Source organism: Phyllobacterium zundukense, from assembly GCF_002764115.1.
In the GTDB taxonomy this organism is placed as follows: Bacteria; Pseudomonadota; Alphaproteobacteria; order Rhizobiales; family Rhizobiaceae; genus Phyllobacterium; species Phyllobacterium zundukense.
Window position 1 is genome coordinate 675,803 of the sequence record NZ_CP017940.1, and the last position, 20,864, is coordinate 696,666.

A 20,864-nucleotide genomic window follows, 5' to 3' on the forward strand; every position below is an offset into this window, starting at 1 on the left:
CACATGAATTTGCGTTCCGTCGATCTGAATCTCCTCGTCGTGCTGGACGCGCTGCTCGACGAGGCGCACGTCTCGCGCGCTGCGGACCGACTTGGCCTGTCACAACCGGCAGCATCAAGCGCACTCGAGCGCTGCCGCCATCTCTTCAACGATCCGCTGCTGGAACGCGGCAAGGGCATGATGCGGCTGACGCCAAAGGCCGAATCGTTGCGCGTGCCGATCAAGAATTTGCTGGCCGAGGTGGAGGCCGTGCTCGATCCACCAGCCATTGATCTGGCGACCTTGCGTCAAACGGTGCGCGTCGTCATGGCTGATTATCCGGCGGTGGTCATCGTCGGTCCGTTGCATCAGGAGCTGGCGAAGTCGGCTCCCGGCATCGATCTGGTGATCCGGCCCTGGCATGGTGGCCCTTCCGATGCTCTTGATGGTCTGGCCAAGGGAACGATCGACCTCGCCGCTTCGGTCTTTCCCAAGATTGATGTTTCATTCCGGCGGCATGAACTGCTGCAGGAGCATTATGTGGTGATGATGCGCAAGGAGCATCCTGCCGCCGCCGGATTCAATCTTGAAAAGTGGCTGGCGTTTCCGCATGTGCTGGTCTCGGGCCGCGGTCACACGAGTGGTGCTCTGGACGAGGCGCTTACTGTCTACGGCAAAGAACGCCGCGTCGGTATTGTGGTGCCGAGCTTCCTGATGGTGCCGCTGCTTCTCGCCCAATCCGACCTGATCGCGATGATCCCGAGCCTCTGCGTGCCAAAGGATGGAGCAAAGAACTTCGCATTGTTCGAGCCGCCGATTCCCGTCGACGGCTTCGCATTGCATCTGGCCTGGCACGTGCGGCGGGATCAGGATCCCGCAGTGCAGCACGTTGCCGGCATCATTCAGCGGCTGCTCAAAACGCCCCGATAACGTCAGAACACCACGGTCTTATGACCGTTGAGCATGACACGGGATTCGAGGTGCTTCTTCACCGCCCGTGCCAGCACCCGGCTTTCGATGTCGCGGCCGGTGGCAACGAAATCCTCGGCGCTCATCGCATGGCTGACCCGTTCGGTCTCCTGCTCGATGATCGGACCTTCATCGAGATCCGGGGTGACGTAGTGCGCCGTCGCGCCGATCAGCTTGACCCCGCGCTCGAAGGCCTGGTGATAGGGCTTGGCCCCCTTGAAGCTGGGCAGGAAGGAGTGGTGGATGTTGATCACCTTGCCGAACAGCCGTTTCGACAGGTTGTCGGACAGCACCTGCATGTAGCGGGCGAGGATGACGAGGTCGGCGCCGGTGTCCTTGACGATCTGCAGCAGCGCCTCTTCCTGCTCCTTCTTGGTGTCCCTGGAAACGGGGAGCACATGGTAGGGGATGCCCTCGTGCTCGGCAAAGCGGCGGCTGTCCTCGTGGTTGGAGACGATGGCCGCGACATCGGCATCGAGCCAGCCCACCTTGATCTGGTAGATCAGGTGCAACAGGGCATGGTCGAACTTCGACACCATGATGATGATCTTCGGCTTCTTCGACTGGTCGACCAGGGTGGTCTTCATGTCGAAGCGATCAATCGACGGTTTCAGGCTGCGTTCGATATCGTCTTTGACGATCGCTTCCGGCGTGGTGAAAGCAATGCGCATGAAGAAACGGTTTGTCTGCCGGTCCCAGAACTGGTTGCTCTCGGCAATATTGGCGCCAGTACCGGCGAGCTCGGTCGTCACCGAGGCGACAATGCCGGGCCTGTCTTCGCAGGACAGGGTGAGCACGAAGCGATGTGCATGTTCTGCTGCCTTGGCTGCGGTTGAATGGTTCAGGGGCTGGTGATCCATAGGCTAAACTCCAGGAAGCTCTTTCAGAAAACGGTCCAGTTCGTCACGGGGAATTCCAACCACATGTTCGGGCCCCGGATAGTTTTGCGCGTGCACATCTGCGACAAACTCGGAGAAGGCTGCGACTCTCTCCTGCTGCAGGCGGTCATATTCGGAGGTAAAGTTGCGATAGACCTTGGCATGACGCGGATAATGGCCGCGATTTGAGCCGAGGACATCCTGCGCAAACAGATATTGCGCATCGCAGCCTGTACCCGCACCCATCGAGATCATGAACATCGACGTCCGTTCGGAAATGGCACTCGCGACGTCGACGGGAACGACCTCGATTTCTGCGGCAAAGGCGCCGGCCTCTTCCAGTGCCTTTGTCTGTCGCCAGATTTCCAGCGCGCTTTGCGCCGTCTTGCCGACAGCCTTGAAGCCACCGGTCCAGGTTGCCTTTGACGGGATCAGCCCAACATGGCCGCAAACCGGAATGCCCTCATCGCGCATCCGGCGCACGGTTGCGAGGCTCGCAGCGCAATAGACCGCGTCGCCACCCGCGCGCAGCGAATTGAATGCGGCGCGCAGATAGTCTTCGGCTGTGATGAAATCCCCATATTCGAGGCCAGGGAATGTAAAAGCCGAGGGTGCGGCGTCGCGAAACTCCGGCGTGAGCAGTGCCGGCGGCACCGACAGCATGTCGACACGGGCGCGTTCGGCCGCTTCCGCTTCTTCCAGCGTTTCCACGCGCAGCATCGTCAATTGACGGCGGCCCTTCAACGCGAGGATGTCCGCCACCGTAGGTCGTTTGCTGGCCATTTCCTGTCCTGTCTATGCTGCGAGCAATGTTTTGAGCTTTACGTCCGATGCCGCAAGCTGGATGGGGTCGGGCTTGGCGCTGCGAGCAATGAGCATCTCGGCAAGCCTTATGTCCTTTGCGACCGTGTTGCCGGGGCCGATGCCGCTGGCTGCCACGAGCCGGCCGTCGCTGGCGAGATGAAACAGAATGAAGGCGCCGTCACCGAGGTCACGGCGGATGGTCTGCGTGCCCTCGTCGGAAAGGCCCGCGACCTGAAGGCCAAGCTCATATTGATCCGACCAGAACCAGGGAACGGCCTGGTGCGGTTCAAGCGCGCCGAGCATGTTGCGGGCCGCCAATGCACCCTGTTCCTGGGCATTGCGCCAGGCTTCGAGCCGCACACGGCGTCCGCCATAGATGGCAAGCGGGAAGGCGCAGCAATCGCCAGCCGCGAAAATATCGGGGTCGCTGGTCTGCAGCCATTCATTGACGACAATGCCGTTGCCGGTTTCGAGACCGGATGCTTCCGCCAGCGCCGTGACCGGCGTGGCACCAATGCCTATCACGGCCAGGTCAGCCGCGATGACATCGCCGTTTGAAAGTGTGATGGAGGCATAATTCGCGGTGTCAGCAATGGAGACAATTCCGGTATTGCAGCGGATGGTGACACCTTCATCCCGGTGACGTGTATCGATAACGCGAGCGATTTCCTCCGGAACGCCGCGCATCATGATACGGGCTTGCGCCTCAATCACCGTCACGTTGGCGCCGCGCTTGCGGGCGCTTGCCGCAAGTTCGAGCCCGATGAAGCCACCACCGACAATGACGATCCGCGCGCCCGGCTGAAACCGCGTACGGATGGCAAGTGCGTCGTCGAAACTGCGCAGCGTGACGCAATGTTTGCTGTCTTTGGCAAGGGGCAGGGCACGGGGAACCGCTCCGGTCGCGAGCAACAGCCGGTCGTAAGGGATCTGGCGGCTGTCATCGAGAACGACCTTTTTTTCTGAACGGCTTATCGCCGACACTGTGGATTTGCCGACGAAGTCGATGCGCTTATCTTTAAACTGGTCTCCGCCAGCGATCGTTCTCGGCAGCGGGTGGTCGTCGGAAACCATGGCTTCCTTTGAAAGCGGCGGGCGCTCATAGGGCAGGTGCTTTTCGGTCCCTACCAGTGTAACCGGTCCCTCATAGCCACTCTCCCTCAAGGCGAAGGCAGCGCGTGCTCCGCATTCGCCGGCGCCGACGATGACCATTCCGCCCAGACTTGCGCTTGTCATGGCGGTCAACCGAGCTGGATGAGGACTTTACCGGCCTCGACCTTGACCGGATAAGTCTTGAGGTTAACGCAGACCGGCGCGCCCTTGGCTTCGCCAGTCTTGTAATTGAACCGGCCGTTGTGCTTGGGGCATTCGATGATCTCGTCCATCACCAGGCCATCGGCCAGGTGGATATGCTCGTGGGTGCATAGGCCGTCCGTGGCAAAGAACTCGTCGTCGGGACTGCGATAGATCGCAAAGGTGCGCCCGGCATGGTCAAAGCGCATGACGTCTTCTTCATCGATGTCTTCGGAGGTGCATGCCTCTATCCAGTTGCTCATACTCATTCCTCCCTGGTGTGGTTATTATTCGGCCGCTGCTGACACCGGTTCGCTGTGGAATTCCTCGCGATAGGGCTTTGCCGTTGGCGGCAGTTTACGCTTGAGGAAATAATCCTCGTTGCGCAGCTGGCGCAGGAATGCGGGCAGCATTTCGCGGTAACCGTGCAGGATGGATGGGTTTGCCGCAGGCAGGTCGTGCTTGATCATCGCATGCAGCTGTGGGAGCGCGTGGTAAGGCACCATCGGAAACATATGATGCTCCACATGGTAATTCATGTTCCAGTAGATGAACCGGCTGACGGGGTTCATGAGAACAGTACGGCTGTTGAGCCGGTGATCGGTGACGTTGTCGGCCAGCCCGCCATGCTGCAGCAGGCCGGTAAGCACATGATGCCAGGCTCCATAGAGCCGCGGCAGCCCGACCAGCACCAGTGGCAGGATCGATCCCATATAGATCGACAGGGCAATGGTAACCGCATAGATAGCGGCCCAGATACGGGCAATTTGCACCACGCGGGGCTGTTCCTGCTCGGGAATGAAGGTCTTTTCTTCCGCGCTGACGATGCCCAGCGTATTGCGGACGAGGTCGCTCACGGCATGCCAGACGTCGAGAATACCGAAGAAATTCAACAGGACACGCAAAAGGTCAGGCGGACGCATCACCGCGATTTCCGGATCACGGCCAACGATGACCGTATCCGTGTGATGGCGCGTATGGCTCCAGCGCCAGGTGACGGGATTGCGCATGATCATGAAGCAGGCGATCTCGTAGACCGCATCATTCATCCAGCGGGTCTTGAATGCCGTGCCGTGGCCGCATTCGTGCCAGCGGCTGTCGGATGCAGAGCCATAAAGGACGCCATAGGCAAGGAAGAACGGCACGCAGAGCCATGTGCCCCAGAAATAAACGCCGAGGCCAGCGAAGACGACCATGCTGCCGAGCCAGATCGCCGTGTCGCGGATTGCCGGGCCATCGGAACGCTTCATCAGCTCTTTCATCTGCTTGCGCGGAATATCGGTGTGATACCATTCCGCGGCGGCAAGGCCTGACTCAACGGCCAACCGGGAGTCACGGCCGATAAGGCTGTAATCGCGCTTGGTTGGTGCGGTGAGTGCGGCTGTATTCATGCGAGACCTCCCAGTCATGCAGCGGAGAGGGGTTCTTTCCTTCCGGCTGAATGGCGGGGATACTACGCTTGCGCACAACCCTCCTCAATCTAGGATGACAAAATTCTATCATTTTCAATCAAGGATTGGTAGAATTGAATGATAGATTCTATCATGGAGTGCATAAGGTGGCGAACAGGCCGACAATTGCCGATCTGGCGCGCGAGTCAGGGGTGAGTGTCGCGACGGTGGACCGGGTTTTGAACAACCGGTTGCCGGTGCGCGAGGAGACGGCGCGACGGGTTTACGAAGCCGCCAACAGCATTGGCTATCATGCGGCCGGGCTGATCCGCCAGCGCATGCGGCAGGAGCTGCCGGAGTACAGGCTGGGCTTTCTGCTGCAGAAGCCCGGCCATCATTTCTATCAGGAATTTGCGCGGGAGATCGAAAACGCCGTTGCCCAGGCACCGCATTTTCGTGGCGTTCCTGCGATAGAATTCTGCGCGTCGCAGTCGCCGGACGAGATCGTGACCAAGCTGAAATCGCTGGCCGGACGCTGCCGTTCCATCGGTCTTGTTGCTCCCGACCACCCGTCGATCACGGCGGCGGTGGATGAACTCAAAGGGAAAGACATCCCGGTTTTCTCGCTGCTTTCGGATTTTGCGGCGGGCGTTCGCGAAGGTTATGTCGGCGTGAATAATCGCAAGGCCGGGCGCACAGCCGCCTGGATGATCGCAAAAGCCGCACGAAAACCCGGAAAAGTCGCGATTTTTGTCGGAAGCCACCGCTTTCATGGCCATGAACTGCGCGAAATCGGGTTTCGCGCCTTCTTCCGCGAAGAAGCGCCGGAATTCACCGTGCTCGACACGATGGTCAATCTGGAAACGCGCCAGATTACAAACGAAGCCATGTCAGAGCTGCTTCGCCGCCACCCGGATCTTGCCGGCTGCTATGTGGCGGGCGGCGGCATGGAGGGCGCGATCGCCGCAACGCGCGAGGCGCAAATGGAACAGCCACCAGTGATGATCGTCAATGAAATCACGCCGGAATCGCGGGCGGCGCTGGCTGATAATATCGTCACCATGGCCATCGCGACGCCGCTGCCACGCCTCTGCCGGGAACTCACCGAACTGATGGGCCATGCCATCGAGCGCGGCGCTGCTAATGCCCCCGGCCAGACGTTCCTGCCCTTCGACATCTACCTGCCGGAAAATATCTGAAATCGCATTTGCACGCGGCCACAACCAAATTGCTCGCGCCAGTAGAATTTCTTGTACCAGAATCGCGGATTCATGTGCGAGAATCGACAGGTTTCGTGTGAGAATGATCAACTTCTCTCAAAGAACGTTCAGGATACCGGAAATCGCATCCGGCTTTTCGGCCAGAGCAGAATCTATCAGAAATGATAGTTTTTCCGACCGGATGCGGATTGACGCAATGGCGGTCCCGACAGATGGTTGCGCCCGACATTTGCGGGCCGTTGCAACCACCGGCAGCAGACCTTTTCAAGCACCACCGGGAGGCATTCGGATGACCGACACAATTTCTCACCCTGTTTTTGCAATCAACCATATGGTCGCCCCGGGCCTGTCGCCGCGCGACTTCTTCCAGCTGGCGAAGTCTCTCGGCCTCAGCGATGTCGAGATCCGCAACGACCTCGACGGCAACGCCATCGTCAACGGCACCCCCGCGGCGGAAGTCCGGGCATTGGCCGAGGAGGCCGGCGTGCGCATCGCCACGATCAATGCGCTGCAGCGCTTCAACGAGTGGACGCCAGAGCGCGAGAAGGAAGCAATCGAGCTTGCCGATTATGCCCGGGATGTCGGCGCGAGGGCGCTGGTCCTCGTCCCGGTCAATGACGGTTCCGGCCAACAGGACGGCGAGCGGCAGGCCAACCTGCGCACCGCGCTGAAGGCGCTGAAGCCGATCCTCGAGGACCGCGGTCTCATCGGCTTCGTCGAGCCGCTGGGATTCGAGATCTGTTCGCTGCGCTCCAAGCGCGAGGCCGCCGAGGCCATCGAGGCGATTGGCGGCCAGGACCGCTTCAAACTCGTGCATGACACGTTCCACCATCACCTCGCCGGTGAACCCGAACTCTTCCCGGCGATGACGGGCCTCGTCCATATTTCCGGCGTGACCGATCCCGACGTCACTGTCAGCGACATGCGCGACCCGCACCGCGTGCTTGTCGATGCGGATGACCGCCTCGGTAATATCGGACAGATGCGCGCCCTGCTCGATCAGGGTTATGATGGCCTGTTCTCGTTCGAACCTTTTGCGCGCGAGGTACAGGAGCTGGAAAATCCATCCGCGGCGCTTTCGGCCAGCATGGACACGATCAAAGCCGGACTGGTTTGAATAGTGGACGGCAGTTCCCGGCCGCTTCATTCCGGCCGAAGGTTTGTAGAGATAGGTAGGCGGTCTACCACTCCGGCCAGACCGCACGAATTAAGGTGGATTTTTGCGAAGTTCATCGAGTGCTTCGGATATACCGAGCGATTTGTCGAACCCGCTCGCCGCCATGCAGCAGGAAAACAATCTTCTGCGGGAAGTGTTGTCGCCGGAACACATGGTCAAGGTTGCCGACGCGATCACGATGTTGAGGGCCGTTCGATGACGACGAAGCTGCTGATAGCGCTCGAAGATATCCTGATGGCTTCAGCTGTGCTCAGATATTTGACTTCGATTTCTCAAATGGCGAAGGCTTTGACAAAATCGGATCGCAGCGCGTTGCAATGCTGAACCAAGCGAACAGCAGAATTATAAACAGCACACCCACGACAGGGCGTAAGGGGTGAGTGTTGATGTTGGTCGAGTGGGAGTCACTCCACACCGCCTCAAACTCCTTGTCTTTACTATCTTTGTCTTTGTCTTCATCCATATGCGTATTTGATCATATCGATGTTAAAACTTTACCGCCGCGCATAACTGCCCGGCAGACAATCCGGCGGTGGCAAATCAAGCCCGCCACCATCCGCAGATGGCGTCGCAATAAACGCAAAAAACGTGTCCTGATAGTTGATATAGCGGCATTGCGTGTATCGGCGTGTCCTTGGTCAGCGCCGCATCGGAAGCCGCTGTGGCCCAACTGAAAATTATACTCCCACAGCCCTTTCAGTTCACCATGCTCAAGCCGCATGATCCGAGCAACAGTGACGCCATCAACCGATAAAAGTTTACCAACCGAATGAACGCTAGCTCAATAGCTCAAGTGATAGAACATGGCCCTTGGTTCTCAGAACGAGGTGTTTATGTTCATTTGGCTCCTAATACTTCTGGTCGGCGTGTTCTTGATGATGCGCACGGGTATTAAAGTCCAAAAGGAAATCGTCGCCCGCGACTATTCGTGGAGAAACTTTGGCTTGCTCTCCTTCGCGTGGCTCGCAATTACGTTGTCAGGCTTTCAGTCAAACTGCTCTGAGATCGGCTGCCAATGGAGCGTGCAATTCGGCTGGTTGGCGAACCTTCTTCATCAGATTGTGCCAATCCAGGGATTTGAACCCACCCGCACGATCATGTTGCTGATTTGCGGCTACGTTATCGTGACCATATACCTCTTGGGTCACTGGATTGGATGGATGCTCTACTGCACCCGAAAACTCTTTCAGCTTGCGAGCTAAGTAAGCTTTATCAAACAGCCCTCGTCGCTCAAACTTGCCGCCTACGCCTTCGGGTGTATTTCAAAAAACATGCCGAGCGGCGCCGAACAATTTGCCGCATTGATAACGGGCCTTCAGGCCCAGGAATGACGCAATCGCAAATCCCCCAGAGCTGCCGGTTGACCGCGGGAGACCGTGTGGCGGCTGGCCGTTGGCGAGGCGCGCGAGCCGCTCTATACGACGGTGCGGCGAATCGAGCATCTTTACGAGCAGAAGATCGAGCCAAGTCTGCTGCGAACGATGCGACGATAGGCGAGTGGACGCTTTGCGTGGTATGACGTTCTTGCTCAAAGCAAGACTTTTTTACTTTTCAGAACGAAACGGCCCGATAGGTTTTTCCCGTCGGGCCGCTTTGTCTTTAGGCGTTGCGAACGTCTAGAGAACGAGTTTTTTCAAACGCCGATAGTTTAAAAACGCGGCGAAGCCCCGGGAACTCGATCAGCTAATCATCTTCCTCGTCATAAACAACGATATCTGCAATGGCGGGTATCCAGGGAAGCGCTGAGCGCTGCCAGACTGCATGGGTCGGCCGCAGTTCCGCACGTTGCGCGAGCGTGCCAACCCGAACACCGTAGACCGAGGGATTGTGGCTATCTGACGTCGCATAGAGCGGTGTACCGCATTCGGCGCAAAAGGCTTGCGCCCGGCGCGCGCCGCTTGCCGCGGTCTTGATGTAGACTTTCGGGTTGCCTGACAGAATGTGAAAGTCACTTGCTGCGACGGGAACCGATACGCGAAAGGCCGTCCCTGTCAGAGTCTGGCAGTCGGTACAATGGCAAATGCTCACTTCGCCGGGATCGACATCGCCAGTGAATGTTATCCTGCCGCAATGGCATGCGCCATCAACTTTCATGTTCCATCCCTCCGGTTCGATCTGCAGCAATCAAACAGGTCTACTCGATCAGAAGCAAGCCGCGCTTCTTGTCTCCGTCGAACGTGTCCATGGCCTGGAACAATCGTTCACGCTCGACGAGCCACGGCCTGTAATTCTCATTCACATCGAGGACAAAGACCATATCTTCGGCTTCAAGGTATCCGCCGATCGGCGAATGATGACCACTGCCCGCGCCAAACACCAGCTCTCTGGTGAAATTGACGATGTAACGGCGATTGGGGTCGTTGGCGCGTCTCAGATGGTCGCGAAACTCTTCGGCCGTGAGATTGCGCAGGACGGTGACTTTCCGTTCGGTGTGCTTTAGTGCGACCTCGGCAAGCTCATCAAGTGTGAGCCCCATGATGCAGAAGCCGGTCCAGCACTTTCCGGTCCCTTCGAGAACCGCTGCTTCGGTCGTCTCCTCCTCGCCGATGGAACGGAAGGCATTTGCAACGCTTGCCGGGCCGCATCGGGAGCCGTTGGATTGCCAGTCCAGTTCTGGCTTGAAGGTCGCAGCCACTGGCAGTTGCCATGCGCGATTTATCAATTCGGGTGTGCGGATGACCGAGGTTTGAATTGCCTCCGGCGAAACCCTGGTCTGCCCCACGACAAGAAATGCCGCACCCGCAAGCAGGGCGGTACAGGCAACCAAACCGAAAACGAAACGACGCCTCATCGCTACAACCTCGATAGCCTGGTCGCCGAAACTTTATCGGTCGGACGCCAAAACTTCAAATTGAACGGGAACGAGGAAAGTGCAGGGGCGCCTGCCGTGTTTTTCTCCTCTATCCCCATAGGCGGTCTTGCTGTTCGATACTGAATTAATGAGGGCTTCCACCTGGAGGTCGAGAAGTCTTATTGCGCAGCTGTGCAAAAAATTACCCCTCAATTATTGCCCGGTTTTCCTGAATCCCGCTTGACGCTGCGAACAGAAAATGGAATAAATATTTCAGAAACTGAGTACAACGGTCTGTATGTTCCGTAATTGATGCTCAGAATCAAGTTTGCGCGAAACTTCGCGCACTCTTCACGTCCGGATATTCGCAAGCCAAGGGTAGGTTGGCTGCGAACTATGAAGGCGCGGGGAGCTTCCGGATTAAAGCCGGTGTGGCCGGGCACCATTTGTGGAGGAGAAGAAATGAAGAAATTTTTGATGACTGTGGCCGTCTCTGCGTTGATGAGCAGTTCGGCCTTTGCCGCCAATATCGGTGTCTCCATGGCGCTGTTCGATGACAACTTCCTCACGGTCCTGCGCAACGGTATGCAGGACTATGCCAAGACGCTCGACGGCGTGACCTTGCAGGTCGAGGACGCGCAGAACGATGTCGCCAAGCAGCAGAGCCAGATCCAGAACTTCATTGCATCCAAGGTCGACGCCATCATCGTCAACCCGGTCGATACGGACGCTACCGCTGCCATGTCGAAGATTGCGTCCGAAGCGGGTATTCCGCTGGTCTACGTCAACCGGGAGCCGGTGAACGTCAACGAACTTCCCGAGAAGCAGGCGTTCGTGGCTTCGAACGAAGTCGAATCCGGTACGCTCGAGACCAAGGAAGTCTGCCGCCTGCTCAAGGGCAAGGGCGATATCGTTGTCATGATGGGCGAATTGTCCAACCAGGCAGCGCGCCAGCGCACCAAGGACATTCATGACGTGATCGCCACGGATGAGTGCAAAGGTCTCAAGATCGTTGAAGAACAGACCGCCAACTGGTCCCGTACGCAGGGCGCCGACCTGATGACGAACTGGCTCTCCGCCGGTCTGAAGTTCGATGCAGTGGTTTCCAACAATGACGAAATGGCCATTGGCGCGATCCAGGCACTCAAGGCTGCCGGGCGCGCGATGGACACGGTTGTCATCGGCGGTGTCGATGCCACGCAGGACGCGCTTGCGGCCATGGCTGCCGGCGACCTCGACGTGACGGTGTTCCAGAACGCCGCCGGTCAGGGCCAGGGTGCAGTCGATGCAGCGCTCAAGCTTGCCAAGGGCGAGAAGGTCGAGACCAAGGTCTATGTGCCTTTCGAGCTGGTGACGCCGGAGAACCTGTCGAAGTACCAGAAGTCCAATTAGGAGACCTTTGCCAATCCACCCTGACGGGCATCTGATGCGATTTTCTGCGCTTCCGGTGCTCATGGACCAAAAAGTCCACTGCGCTCCGGTTCTCGAAAAGCGCACCACCTGCCTCGTCAGGCTGAATTCTCAAACGGTCTCCCGGGCCGGTAATCCGGGACGCACCAATCCGGTGCGTTCCGGTATATAATAAAGCCTCTCTGGGAGGAGATGATCATGTCAGTCAGTCCCTCGACCATGGCCGCGGTGCGCGCCAGTGGCGCCATACCGCAGGCGGAATATCTTCTGAACGTTGAGAACATCCGCAAGGAATTCCCCGGCGTGCTGGCGCTGGACAACGTGCAATTCCGGCTGAAGCGCGGCACAGTGCACGCGTTGATGGGCGAGAACGGCGCCGGTAAATCCACTCTGATGAAGATTCTCGCTGGAATATATATTCCAGATCAGGGCGAGGTTTATCTCAAGGGCCTGCCGATCCGCCTCAAGTCACCCTTGGATGCTCTGGAGAATGGCATCGCCATGATCCATCAGGAGCTGAACCTGATGCCGTTCATGACGGTGGCGGAAAATATCTGGATCCGCCGCGAGCCGAAGAACAGTTTCGGCTTTGTCGATCATGGCAAGATGTACGACATGACGGCCGAACTGTTCCAGCGGCTCAACATTGCGCTCGATCCGGAAAGCCAGGTGCGCGACCTGAGCGTTGCCAACCGGCAGATGGTGGAGATCGCCAAGGCGGTTTCCTACGAATCCGATGTGCTGATCATGGATGAGCCGACCTCGGCCCTGACCGAGCGCGAAGTGGAACATCTTTTCGCAATTATCCGCGACCTGCGCGCACAAGGCATCGGCATCGTCTACATTACCCATAAGATGAGCGAGCTGTTCGAGATTGCCGACGAGTTTTCGGTATTCCGCGACGGCCGCTATATCGGCACGCATCTTTCGACCGATGTAACACGCGACGACATCATCAAGATGATGGTCGGGCGCGAGATCACCCAGATGTTCCCGAAGGAGACCGTGCCGATCGGCGATGTGGTGCTTTCGGTGAAGGACCTTTCGCTGAAGAACGTGTTCCACGACGTTTCGTTCGAAGTGCGGGCAGGAGAGATTCTCGGTGTTGCCGGCCTGGTCGGTTCCGGCCGGTCGAATGTGGCCGAGACGATTTTTGGTGTGACGCCGGCAACGGCAGGGACCATCGAAATCAACGGCAAGCCGATAAAGATGAATTCACCAAACCAGGCGATCAGCCATGGAATGGCTTTCATCACTGAGGATCGCAAGGAAACCGGCTGCCTGCTCATTCTAGATGTGCTCGAAAACATGCAGATCGCCGTGCTGCAGGACCGTTTCGTCAAATATGGCTTTGTCCAGGAAAAGGGCGTAACCGCCGCCTGCAAGACCATGAGCGACGCGCTGCGCGTGAAGACGCCGAACATGCAGGAAACGGTCGAAAACCTTTCCGGCGGTAACCAGCAGAAGGTGCTGATCGGTCGCTGGCTCTTGACCAACCCGAAGATTCTCATTCTCGACGAGCCGACGCGCGGCATCGATGTCGGCGCCAAGGCGGAGATTCACCGCCTCGTGTCCCAGCTCGCCAAGCAGGGCGTCGCGGTGATCATGATCTCGTCGGAGATGCCGGAAGTGCTCGGTATGAGCGACCGTATCATGGTGATGCATGAGGGCCGCGTGACCGGTTTTCTCGATCGAGAAGAAGCAACCCAGGTAAAGGTAATGGAGCTCGCTTCAAAATGAGCGCCCCGGGGAGGAAACAACAATGACGAGTGAACAGATAACCGCCAAGGCAACAACACCGGCACTCGGGCGCAAGCACCGCCGGCGCATGCCGCCAGAGGTCAACATCCTGCTGGTGCTGATCGGTATTGCAGTGGTCTTCGAGATACTGGGCTGGATTTTTGCCGGACAGAGCTTCCTGATGAATGTGCAGCGCCTGCGGATCATCATCCTGCAGGTCTCCGTCATCGGCATCATCGCTGTCGGCGTGACGCAGGTGATCATTACCGGCGGCATCGATCTTTCCTCCGGCTCCGTCGTCGGCATGACGGCGATGATCGCCGCAAGTTTCGCCCAGTCCTCCACCTGGGCCCGGCCGGTCTATCCCGCATTGACGGACCTACCGTTTTTCATCCCTATCGGTATCGGTCTCGGCATTGGCCTTTTGGCCGGTATCGTCAATGGCTGGCTGATCGCTTACACCAAGATACCGCCCTTCATTGCCACGCTCGGCATGATGGTCTCCGCGCGCGGCGTGGCAAAATGGTACACCAAGGGCTCGCCGGTTTCGGGTCTGACCGATCAGTTCAATTTCATCGGCACCAGCATCTGGCCGGTCGTGGTGTTCCTGGTCGTGGCGCTGATCTTCCATATTGCACTGCGCTACACGCGCTACGGCAAGTTCACCTATGCCATCGGTGCCAATGTACAGGCGGCTCGCGTCTCCGGCATCAATATCGAGAAGCACCTGATCAAGGTCTATGCCATTGCCGGCCTGCTGGCAGGGCTTGCCGGTATCGTCACGGCTGCCCGTGCGCAAACGGCACAGGCCGGCATGGGCGTCACCTACGAACTTGATGCCATTGCCGCTGCCGTCATTGGCGGAACATCGCTGACGGGCGGTATCGGCCGCATCACCGGCACGGTCATCGGCGCCATCATTCTCGGCGTCATGATCTCCGGCTTCACCTTCCTGCGGGTGGACGCCTACTACCAGGAGATCATCAAGGGCGTGATCATCGTTGCAGCCGTGATCGTGGACGTGTATCGCCAGAAGAAGCGCAAAGTCTAGTGAGACGCCGGCTATCTCTCCCCTTGAAGGGGGGAGATAAACGCGGCACTGACGGCAAGAATCAATCTGTAACGCCCGGGTCCTTCCGGGCTTCTTTTAAGAGGGTATGAAATGACTGTACGTTTTGGCCTGCTCGGCGCAGGCCGTATCGGCAAGGTGCATGCGAAAGCAGTGACATCCAATGCGGGAGCGAAACTCGTCGCCGTCGCCGATGCTTTCGAACAGGCCGCCAAGGATCTCTCCGCCGCCCATGGCTGTGAAATCCGCACCATCGACGAGATCGAGAAGGCTTCGGATATCGACGCAGTCATCATCTGCACGCCGACGGATACGCATGCTGATCTGATCGAGCGCTTTTCCCGGGCCGGCAAGGCGATCTTCTGCGAGAAGCCGATCGATCTCGACGTGGAGCGCGTCCGGCAATGCCTCGCGGTGGTCAAGGAAACCGGTGCCACGCTGATGGTCGGCTTCAATCGCCGCTTCGATCCGCACTTTGCCGCCGTACGCAAGGCAATCGACGATGGCGCCATCGGCGATGTCGAAATGGTCACGATCACCTCGCGCGATCCCGGCGCGCCACCGGCTGAATATATCAGCCGTTCCGGTGGTATCTTCCGTGACATGACGATCCATGATTTCGACATGGCCCGCTTCCTGCTGGGCGAGGAGCCTGTTGCCGTGACCGCCCATGCCTCGGTGCTGGTCGACAAGAAGATCGGTGAGCTTGGCGATTACGACAGCGTCAGCGTCATCCTCTCGACCGCTTCGGGCAAACAGTGTGTGATCTCCAATTCCCGCCGCGCGACCTACGGCTATGACCAGCGTATCGAAGTGCATGGCTCAAAGGGCCTGGCGGCCGCGGAGAACCAGCGGCCGGTCTCGATCGAGATTGCCAATGGCAGCGGTTATACCCGCCCGCCGCTACATGATTTCTTCATGACGCGCTATACGGAAGCCTATGCCAACGAAATCGCCGCTTTCATCAATTCGATCGCGACGGGCGTGAAGGCAAGCCCAAGCGGCGAGGATGGCCTGATCGCGCTGGCGCTTGCCGACGCGGCGCTGCGCTCGGTCAAGGAAGGCAAGACGATCACGGTTTGAGTTCTCCGTTATCTCTCCCCTTGTGGGAGAGAAAGGATTTTCTTGAGTCTAGCGCAGCTAAGCCCTTAGAAAATCCAAGAGAGGGGATTTGTTAGCGCCAGAAACACCCCCTCTCTTGCGATTTCTAGCACTTAGCAAGAGCTAAGATGCTGAAATCGCTACCGGGGCGAGCCACGGGTCTCGCCCGCCTTCGGCCCCCCACAAGGGGGGAGATAATCGGCATCGTCTGTCGGCGCTCCCATGCCCAAAGACGCTACCGCACATCAACCCAGCGTTGTTCGTTGAACGAGCGCGCCATGGCGTGCACGGTCCGCTCGATCTCGAGCCCGTCGGCAAATTCGATCAGGTGGGCGGGCTGACCGTTGATGCGCTTGACCAGCTCATGGCATTCGATGATCTTGAGATCATTGAAGCCGAGGCCATGGCCAGGAGCCGGGATAAACTGGCCGTAGGGCTCATGCTGCGGCGCCGTCAGGATGGTGCGGTAGCCCTGTTCTGTGGGGCGGTCGGCGGTGACATAGAGCTGGAACTCGTTGGCGCGTTCCTGATCGAACAGGATCGAGCCCTTTGAGCCGAAGATCTGCAATGCGATGCGGCCCTTGCGGCCCCAGGCGGAACGGTTGACCTGCAGCGTTCCCGCCACGCCGTTTTCCATATGCATCAGAACGCTGGCGCTGTCATAGGTTTCGACCGGACGATCACTGCCATCGTGCGTTTTGCGGGTCGGGTAGGGTTTCGACATGTCGCACATGACACGGGAAACGCGACCGAACAGCGTGAACAGCAGCGACAGCGGGTGCACGGCGAAATCGTCGAGTGCGCCATAGCCGGATGTGGCTTCGTGCTTCCAGTAGAACAGCGCATCGGGATCGGCCATGAAGTCCTCGTCCATCTCGATGCGCAGATGATTGACGTCGCCGATGATCTTCTCGGCGAGGAGCTTGCGGATATGGCGGATGGCGGGACCCTGGATGTAGTTGTAGCCGAGGGCTGCGACCTTGCCGGACTGTTTCGCTGCCGCAAGCATGGCTTCGGCATCGTTGAAGGCGGGCGCCATCGGCTTCTCGCACCAGACATGCTTGCCGGCTTTGAGCGCCGCAATTGCCATTTCCGGGTGGAACTGGTTCGGCGTCGTCACCGAGACGACATTGACCTCGGGGTCATCGATCACGGCCCGCCAGTCGCCGGAACCTTTCTGAAAACCGAACTCATTGGCGCGGCGCACGGCAAGCTCGGCATTGGCTTCACCAAGATGGACAAGGCGCACCGGCGGCACGTCACCGAAGACAGCGCGAACCGAATTCCATGCCAGCGCGTGGCATTTGCCCATGAAGCCCGTTCCGATCAGTCCAACACCCAGCATTGCTTTCTCCCATCGCTTGCAGTTGTCGATTGAAATAATCTATAACAGGGGAAAATGGAATAACTGATCCGCTTTGATATAATTATTTTGTTTGTATCATCGGAATATCACAGGGAACGATTCGGGTGGGAAGCATGGATGATGGAGCGTCGTTACCGCGGGACTTTGAGGCCCTTCGCACCCTTATTCTCGATCGCCGCGAGGTATTGCCGAAGCGCCTGGCGCAAATTGCCGCCTATGCGCTGAGCAATCCCGATGAAATCGCTTTCGGTACGGCGGCAAGCATCGCCCAGACGGCGGGGGTGCAGCCCTCGACGCTGATCCGTTTTGCCCAACATCTGGGTTTCGACGGTTTTACCAGCCTGCAGTCGGTCTTCCGCGAGCGGCTGCGCGAGCGGCAAATCTCCTATGAGGAGCGGCTGTCGGCGCTGCGCGGCGACACGCACGGTCTTTCCAAGAATCGCGTCATTCTCAATGGATTCCTGACCGCAGCCAGCCACTCTATCGAGACGATCTCACACAATGTCGAAGAGGATGTGCTTGAGCGTGCGGTTGATATCCTGGCGGGGGCCGAGACGATCTACCTGCTGGCGCGCCGCCGCTCCTATCCGATTACGGCCTATATGGCCTATGCCTTCGGCAAGTTGAAAATCCGCAACCAATTGATCGAATCGACCGCCGGCATCGATCCGGAAATCCTGTCCTTTGCGAACCCGAGCGATGCCGCCATCGCCATCAGCTTCTCGCCCTATGCATCGGCGACGATCGAGCATGCGGCTGCACTCGCGGCGCGGGATGTGCCCGTCGTCGCCATCACCGACAGCGCCTTCTCACCACTCGCCCAATCGGCCAAGGTGTGGTTCGAGGCGGCGGAAGGCGACTTTTCCGGGTTCCGTTCATTGTCCGGGACGATGGCGCTTGCCATGGCGCTGACGGTCAGCGTGGCGGAGAAGCGGCGGAGCCTGTAATCACTAAAGGACTTGAAGTCCGAGATGTTTAACCATTGGACCAAAGTCACGATCATGGTGGAGCAGCTGGTGTCCACCTTCTATGCAAAAGGTGCCAATGATCATGTCGATGGATTTGCGAATTGTGATCCCTTGTAGACGTAAATACCGGTAGTTTCGGGCAGCGCTCACCGCAATGTGCGTCGAAAGCATGTTGCGTATCTCGAACTTGCGTAAGCGCTGCTCCGTCGCCTTCGCCTCGGCTTCACTTCGCGCGCCCTGCAAAATCTCAAGCATGACGAGGTCGCCAACGATGACCGAGTTAAGATCTTTAAGAGATCTAAGCTTTTGAACAGACTGAATGGGGATGTTACGTTGGTGAGCAATAAGAACTGAACTGTCGACAACGATCATTCCGGTTCATCCCAAAAGCGACCTTCCCGCATGGCATCAAGGTCGCCATCCCAACCAACCCCGGCCATTTCGTCCAGCACTTTCTTTAGATCATAGTGGCGCACGAGCCTTTTGAGCGCTTCTTCGACTGTTGCTTTCTTGGTGGCAAGGCCAGTTACCCTCATGGCCTCAGCCATCAGTTTATCGTCCAATTCGATATTTGTGCGCATTCCAACCTCCAATGTGTATGATTATACCAAAATATACACATCCACGTTAGCATCTACAATGCCGTCCGATCTTATCAAATAGTAGAATATGAAAAAGAACAGACATTCCATATTGACGATTTGGTAGAATTATTATTTCATATAGGAAAATTCCCCGGCCGTTGACGCCGGGCTTATCAGCCTATCGGGAGGACTATCATGGACAAAGCTGGAAGCACGCCGCTTGATGTCATCACCATCGGCCGGTCGTCCGTGGATCTCTATGGCCAGCAGATCGGCTCGCGCCTGGAGGATATCACCTCGTTTGCCAAGTCGGTCGGCGGGTGTCCGGCCAATATCGCCGTCGGAACAGCGCGGCTCGGTTTGCGCTCGGCGCTGTTGTCACGCGTCGGCGACGAGCAGATGGGCCGGTTCATCCGCGAGCAGATGGTGCGCGAAGGCGTTGCCACCGATGGTGTGATCACCGACCCGGAACGTCTTTCGGCGCTGGTCATCCTGTCGGTCGAGAATGACAAGAGCTTTCCACTGATCTTCTATCGCGAGAACTGTGCCGATATGGCGCTGGACGAAGGCGATATCGATCCAGCTTTCATCCAGTCGGCGCGCGCAGTGGTGGTGACCGGGACGCATTTCTCCAAGCCGAACACCGATGCGGCGCAGCGCAAGGCGATCCGCCTGATGAAAGAGGCGGGCGGCAAGGTGGTGTTCGACATCGATTACCGGCCCAATCTCTGGGGACTTGCCGGACACGCGGCCGGCGACAGCCGCTATATCGCCTCCGATGCGGTGTCGAACCATTTGAAGACGGTCCTTGCCGATTGCGACCTGATTGTCGGCACGGAAGAGGAAGTGCTGATCGCCTCCGGTGAAGCCGATCTTTTGAGCGCCCTGAAGACCATCCGCGCCCTGTCGGGCGGCACGATCGTTCTCAAGCGCGGTCCGATGGGCTGCATCGTCTATGAAGGGGCTATTTCCGACAATCTCGAAGACGGCATTGTCGGCAAGGGCTTCCCGATCGAGGTGTTCAATGTTCTCGGCGCCGGTGATGCCTTCATGTCCGGGCTGCTGCGCGGCTGGCTTGGCGGCGAGTCGCTGGCGACTGCCGCGACCTGGGCCAATGCCTGCGGCGCCTTCGCGGTTTCGCGTTTGCTCTGTGCGCCGGAAATCCCGACCTTTGAGGAGCTGCAATATTTCCTCAAGCACGGCAGCCCGTACCATGCCCTGCGCAAGGACGAGGCGATCAATCACGTGCACTGGGCAACGACACGCCGGCACGAGATCCCTTCGATGATGGCCTTTGCCATCGACCATCGCGTCCAGCTGGAAGACCTCGCCGCGAAGCTTGGCGCCGATGTCGACAGGGTACACGCCTTCAAGGAACTGGCGGTAAAGGCCGCGGCAAAGGTTGCGGATGGCCGCAGTGGCTATGGCATGCTGCTGGATGAAAAATTCGGCCGCGAGGCCATGTTCGAATTCGCCCGCCATAATTTCGATTGGCTGGGTCGCCCGGTGGAATTGCCGGGTTCGCGTCCGCTGCGCTTTGAGTTTTCGCAGGATATCGGATCGCAACTGGCGGAATGGCCAGTCGACCATTGCATCAAGTGCCTGTGCTTCTATCGCCCGGACGATCCGGCAGAACTGAAGGAAGAGCAGCAGGCAAAGCTGCGCACGCTGTTCGAGGCGGCGCGCAAGGTGGGACGTGAATTGCTGATCGAGATCATCGCCGGCAAGCATGGCAAGCTCGACGACAATACGATCCCCACCGCGCTCGAAGAGCTCTATGCGCTTGGCATCAAGCCGGATTGGTGGAAACTTGAGCCGCAGGCCTCGGCCGCTGCCTGGAGACAAATCGAGGCGGTGATCGAGAAGAACGATCCCTGGTGCCGCGGCGTCGTGCTGCTGGGGCTGGAAGCGCCGCAGGATGAACTGGAAGCCGCCTTTGCCGCGACCGCGAATGCGCCGGTGGTCAAAGGCTTTGCCGTCGGCCGAACATTGTTCATGGATGCGGCGGAAAACTGGCTGTCGGGCCGCATCTCGGATGAGGCGGCGATTGACGACATGGCGGATCGTTTCGAAAAATTGACCAAGGCCTGGCTTGCCAGCCGCAACAAACAAGCGGCATAGCAT

The 20,864-nt window shown here is 58.4% G+C and carries 21 protein-coding genes; 10 read left to right on the top strand and 11 right to left on the bottom strand.

What is annotated here, in order from left to right; all coding sequences use genetic code 11:
• Positions 1–3: 3 nt before the first annotated feature.
• Positions 4–909 (top strand): LysR family transcriptional regulator, encoded by a 906-nt coding sequence (locus BLM14_RS03325; RefSeq protein ID WP_099998080.1) that lies wholly within the window; start codon positions 4–6, stop codon positions 907–909.
• Between the two features lie 2 nt (positions 910–911).
• On the opposite strand, the gene purU is transcribed toward BLM14_RS03325, so the two are convergent.
• From purU to BLM14_RS03350, 5 genes are read right to left on the bottom strand one after another with little or no spacing between them, the layout of a single operon-like run.
• Entirely contained in the window at positions 912–1,808 is an 897-nt protein-coding gene (gene purU / locus BLM14_RS03330) for a formyltetrahydrofolate deformylase (protein ID WP_162293134.1), read from the bottom strand.
• A 3-nt stretch (positions 1,809–1,811) separates the two neighbouring features.
• Positions 1,812–2,609: a 3-methyl-2-oxobutanoate hydroxymethyltransferase gene (locus BLM14_RS03335; protein ID WP_099998081.1), complete on the bottom strand. Its 798-nt coding sequence runs from the start codon at positions 2,607–2,609 to the stop codon at positions 1,812–1,814.
• A gap of 12 nt (positions 2,610–2,621) precedes the next feature.
• Entirely contained in the window at positions 2,622–3,866 is a 1,245-nt protein-coding gene (locus BLM14_RS03340) for an NAD(P)/FAD-dependent oxidoreductase (protein WP_237143447.1), read from the bottom strand.
• A gap of 5 nt (positions 3,867–3,871) precedes the next feature.
• A complete protein-coding gene (locus BLM14_RS03345; RefSeq protein WP_099998083.1) occupies positions 3,872–4,186 on the bottom strand; it encodes a MocE family 2Fe-2S type ferredoxin in 315 nt (104 codons plus the stop codon).
• A gap of 24 nt (positions 4,187–4,210) precedes the next feature.
• Positions 4,211–5,314 (bottom strand): fatty acid desaturase family protein, encoded by a 1,104-nt coding sequence (locus BLM14_RS03350; protein ID WP_099998084.1) that lies wholly within the window; start codon positions 5,312–5,314, stop codon positions 4,211–4,213.
• Between the two features lie 167 nt (positions 5,315–5,481).
• On the opposite strand from BLM14_RS03350, the gene BLM14_RS03355 reads away from it, so the two are divergent.
• The gene (locus BLM14_RS03355) at positions 5,482–6,513 is read left to right on the top strand and encodes a LacI family DNA-binding transcriptional regulator (RefSeq protein ID WP_099998085.1); all 1,032 of its coding nucleotides are present in this window, start codon (positions 5,482–5,484) and stop codon (positions 6,511–6,513) included.
• A 310-nt stretch (positions 6,514–6,823) separates the two neighbouring features.
• A complete protein-coding gene (locus BLM14_RS03360; protein WP_099998086.1) occupies positions 6,824–7,651 on the top strand; it encodes a TIM barrel protein in 828 nt (275 codons plus the stop codon).
• 310 nt (positions 7,652–7,961) lie between these two features.
• Here the strand turns inward: BLM14_RS03360 and BLM14_RS30855 are convergent, their stop codons facing one another.
• The gene (locus BLM14_RS30855; protein ID WP_133123914.1) at positions 7,962–8,174 is read right to left on the bottom strand and encodes a hypothetical protein; all 213 of its coding nucleotides are present in this window, start codon (positions 8,172–8,174) and stop codon (positions 7,962–7,964) included.
• Positions 8,175–8,514: 340 nt separating this feature from the next.
• Between BLM14_RS30855 and BLM14_RS03365 the strand changes: the two genes are divergently transcribed.
• Positions 8,515–8,913, top strand: coding sequence for a hypothetical protein (locus tag BLM14_RS03365; protein WP_099998087.1), 399 nt, complete (start codon positions 8,515–8,517; stop codon positions 8,911–8,913).
• Between the two features lie 481 nt (positions 8,914–9,394).
• Here BLM14_RS03365 and BLM14_RS03375 read toward each other — a convergent pair whose 3' ends face one another.
• Both BLM14_RS03375 and BLM14_RS03380 read right to left on the bottom strand, forming a co-directional pair.
• Positions 9,395–9,805: a GFA family protein gene (locus BLM14_RS03375; RefSeq protein WP_099998089.1), complete on the bottom strand. Its 411-nt coding sequence runs from the start codon at positions 9,803–9,805 to the stop codon at positions 9,395–9,397.
• 40 nt (positions 9,806–9,845) lie between these two features.
• Positions 9,846–10,502 (bottom strand): phytochelatin synthase family protein, encoded by a 657-nt coding sequence (locus tag BLM14_RS03380; RefSeq protein WP_099998090.1) that lies wholly within the window; start codon positions 10,500–10,502, stop codon positions 9,846–9,848.
• A gap of 462 nt (positions 10,503–10,964) precedes the next feature.
• Between BLM14_RS03380 and BLM14_RS03385 the strand changes: the two genes are divergently transcribed.
• The 4 genes from BLM14_RS03385 to iolG all read left to right on the top strand — a co-directional run bounded on the left by BLM14_RS03385 (position 10,965) and on the right by iolG (position 15,804).
• Positions 10,965–11,894: a sugar ABC transporter substrate-binding protein gene (locus BLM14_RS03385; protein WP_099998091.1), complete on the top strand. Its 930-nt coding sequence runs from the start codon at positions 10,965–10,967 to the stop codon at positions 11,892–11,894.
• A 216-nt stretch (positions 11,895–12,110) separates the two neighbouring features.
• The gene (locus BLM14_RS03390) at positions 12,111–13,652 is read left to right on the top strand and encodes a sugar ABC transporter ATP-binding protein (RefSeq protein ID WP_100001011.1); all 1,542 of its coding nucleotides are present in this window, start codon (positions 12,111–12,113) and stop codon (positions 13,650–13,652) included.
• A gap of 22 nt (positions 13,653–13,674) precedes the next feature.
• The gene (locus BLM14_RS03395) at positions 13,675–14,703 is read left to right on the top strand and encodes an ABC transporter permease (protein ID WP_099998092.1); all 1,029 of its coding nucleotides are present in this window, start codon (positions 13,675–13,677) and stop codon (positions 14,701–14,703) included.
• Positions 14,704–14,814: 111 nt separating this feature from the next.
• Positions 14,815–15,804 carry an inositol 2-dehydrogenase gene (gene iolG, locus BLM14_RS03400; RefSeq protein ID WP_099998093.1) on the top strand — a complete coding sequence of 330 codons (990 nt, stop codon included), beginning with the start codon at positions 14,815–14,817 and terminating at the stop codon, positions 15,802–15,804.
• 253 nt (positions 15,805–16,057) lie between these two features.
• Here iolG and BLM14_RS03405 read toward each other — a convergent pair whose 3' ends face one another.
• Positions 16,058–17,167, bottom strand: a complete 1,110-nt coding sequence (locus tag BLM14_RS03405) for a Gfo/Idh/MocA family protein (RefSeq protein ID WP_099998094.1) — start codon at positions 17,165–17,167, stop codon at positions 16,058–16,060.
• A 134-nt stretch (positions 17,168–17,301) separates the two neighbouring features.
• On the opposite strand from BLM14_RS03405, the gene BLM14_RS03410 reads away from it, so the two are divergent.
• Positions 17,302–18,135, top strand: coding sequence for a MurR/RpiR family transcriptional regulator (locus BLM14_RS03410; protein WP_099998095.1), 834 nt, complete (start codon positions 17,302–17,304; stop codon positions 18,133–18,135).
• Between the two features lie 3 nt (positions 18,136–18,138).
• On the opposite strand, the gene vapC is transcribed toward BLM14_RS03410, so the two are convergent.
• Positions 18,139–18,528, bottom strand: a complete 390-nt coding sequence (gene vapC / locus BLM14_RS03415) for a type II toxin-antitoxin system VapC family toxin (RefSeq protein WP_099998096.1) — start codon at positions 18,526–18,528, stop codon at positions 18,139–18,141.
• Positions 18,525–18,737, bottom strand: coding sequence for a type II toxin-antitoxin system VapB family antitoxin (locus BLM14_RS03420; RefSeq protein ID WP_099998097.1), 213 nt, complete (start codon positions 18,735–18,737; stop codon positions 18,525–18,527). Before BLM14_RS03420 ends, vapC begins: the two co-directional genes overlap by 4 nt.
• A gap of 198 nt (positions 18,738–18,935) precedes the next feature.
• Here BLM14_RS03420 and BLM14_RS03425 point away from each other — a divergent pair, with 198 nt between their 5' ends.
• Positions 18,936–20,861: a bifunctional 5-dehydro-2-deoxygluconokinase/5-dehydro-2-deoxyphosphogluconate aldolase gene (locus BLM14_RS03425; RefSeq protein ID WP_099998098.1), complete on the top strand. Its 1,926-nt coding sequence runs from the start codon at positions 18,936–18,938 to the stop codon at positions 20,859–20,861.
• Positions 20,862–20,864 lie beyond the last annotated feature (3 nt).

Bases quoted from the DNA above. Each gene is read 5' to 3' on its own strand.
- BLM14_RS03335 (WP_099998081.1), bottom strand. From the start codon at position 2,609: ATGGCCAGCAAACGACCTACGGTGGCGGACATCCTCGCGTTGAAGGGC.
- BLM14_RS03405 (WP_099998094.1), bottom strand. From the start codon at position 17,167: ATGCTGGGTGTTGGACTGATCGGAACGGGCTTCATGGGCAAATGCCAC.
- BLM14_RS03390 (WP_100001011.1), top strand. From the start codon at position 12,111: ATGTCAGTCAGTCCCTCGACCATGGCCGCGGTGCGCGCCAGTGGCGCC.
- BLM14_RS03425 (WP_099998098.1), top strand. From the start codon at position 18,936: ATGGACAAAGCTGGAAGCACGCCGCTTGATGTCATCACCATCGGCCGG.
- purU (WP_162293134.1), bottom strand. From the start codon at position 1,808: ATGGATCACCAGCCCCTGAACCATTCAACCGCAGCCAAGGCAGCAGAA.
- BLM14_RS03350 (WP_099998084.1), bottom strand. From the start codon at position 5,314: ATGAATACAGCCGCACTCACCGCACCAACCAAGCGCGATTACAGCCTT.
- BLM14_RS03345 (WP_099998083.1), bottom strand. From the start codon at position 4,186: ATGAGCAACTGGATAGAGGCATGCACCTCCGAAGACATCGATGAAGAA.
- BLM14_RS03395 (WP_099998092.1), top strand. From the start codon at position 13,675: ATGACGAGTGAACAGATAACCGCCAAGGCAACAACACCGGCACTCGGG.
- BLM14_RS03360 (WP_099998086.1), top strand. From the start codon at position 6,824: ATGACCGACACAATTTCTCACCCTGTTTTTGCAATCAACCATATGGTC.
- BLM14_RS03385 (WP_099998091.1), top strand. From the start codon at position 10,965: ATGAAGAAATTTTTGATGACTGTGGCCGTCTCTGCGTTGATGAGCAGT.
- iolG (WP_099998093.1), top strand. From the start codon at position 14,815: ATGACTGTACGTTTTGGCCTGCTCGGCGCAGGCCGTATCGGCAAGGTG.
- BLM14_RS30855 (WP_133123914.1), bottom strand. From the start codon at position 8,174: ATGGATGAAGACAAAGACAAAGATAGTAAAGACAAGGAGTTTGAGGCG.
- BLM14_RS03340 (WP_237143447.1), bottom strand. From the start codon at position 3,866: ATGACAAGCGCAAGTCTGGGCGGAATGGTCATCGTCGGCGCCGGCGAA.
- BLM14_RS03375 (WP_099998089.1), bottom strand. From the start codon at position 9,805: ATGAAAGTTGATGGCGCATGCCATTGCGGCAGGATAACATTCACTGGC.
- BLM14_RS03325 (WP_099998080.1), top strand. From the start codon at position 4: ATGAATTTGCGTTCCGTCGATCTGAATCTCCTCGTCGTGCTGGACGCG.
- vapC (WP_099998096.1), bottom strand. From the start codon at position 18,528: ATGATCGTTGTCGACAGTTCAGTTCTTATTGCTCACCAACGTAACATC.
- BLM14_RS03410 (WP_099998095.1), top strand. From the start codon at position 17,302: ATGGATGATGGAGCGTCGTTACCGCGGGACTTTGAGGCCCTTCGCACC.
- BLM14_RS03365 (WP_099998087.1), top strand. From the start codon at position 8,515: ATGGCCCTTGGTTCTCAGAACGAGGTGTTTATGTTCATTTGGCTCCTA.
- BLM14_RS03420 (WP_099998097.1), bottom strand. From the start codon at position 18,737: ATGCGCACAAATATCGAATTGGACGATAAACTGATGGCTGAGGCCATG.
- BLM14_RS03380 (WP_099998090.1), bottom strand. From the start codon at position 10,502: ATGAGGCGTCGTTTCGTTTTCGGTTTGGTTGCCTGTACCGCCCTGCTT.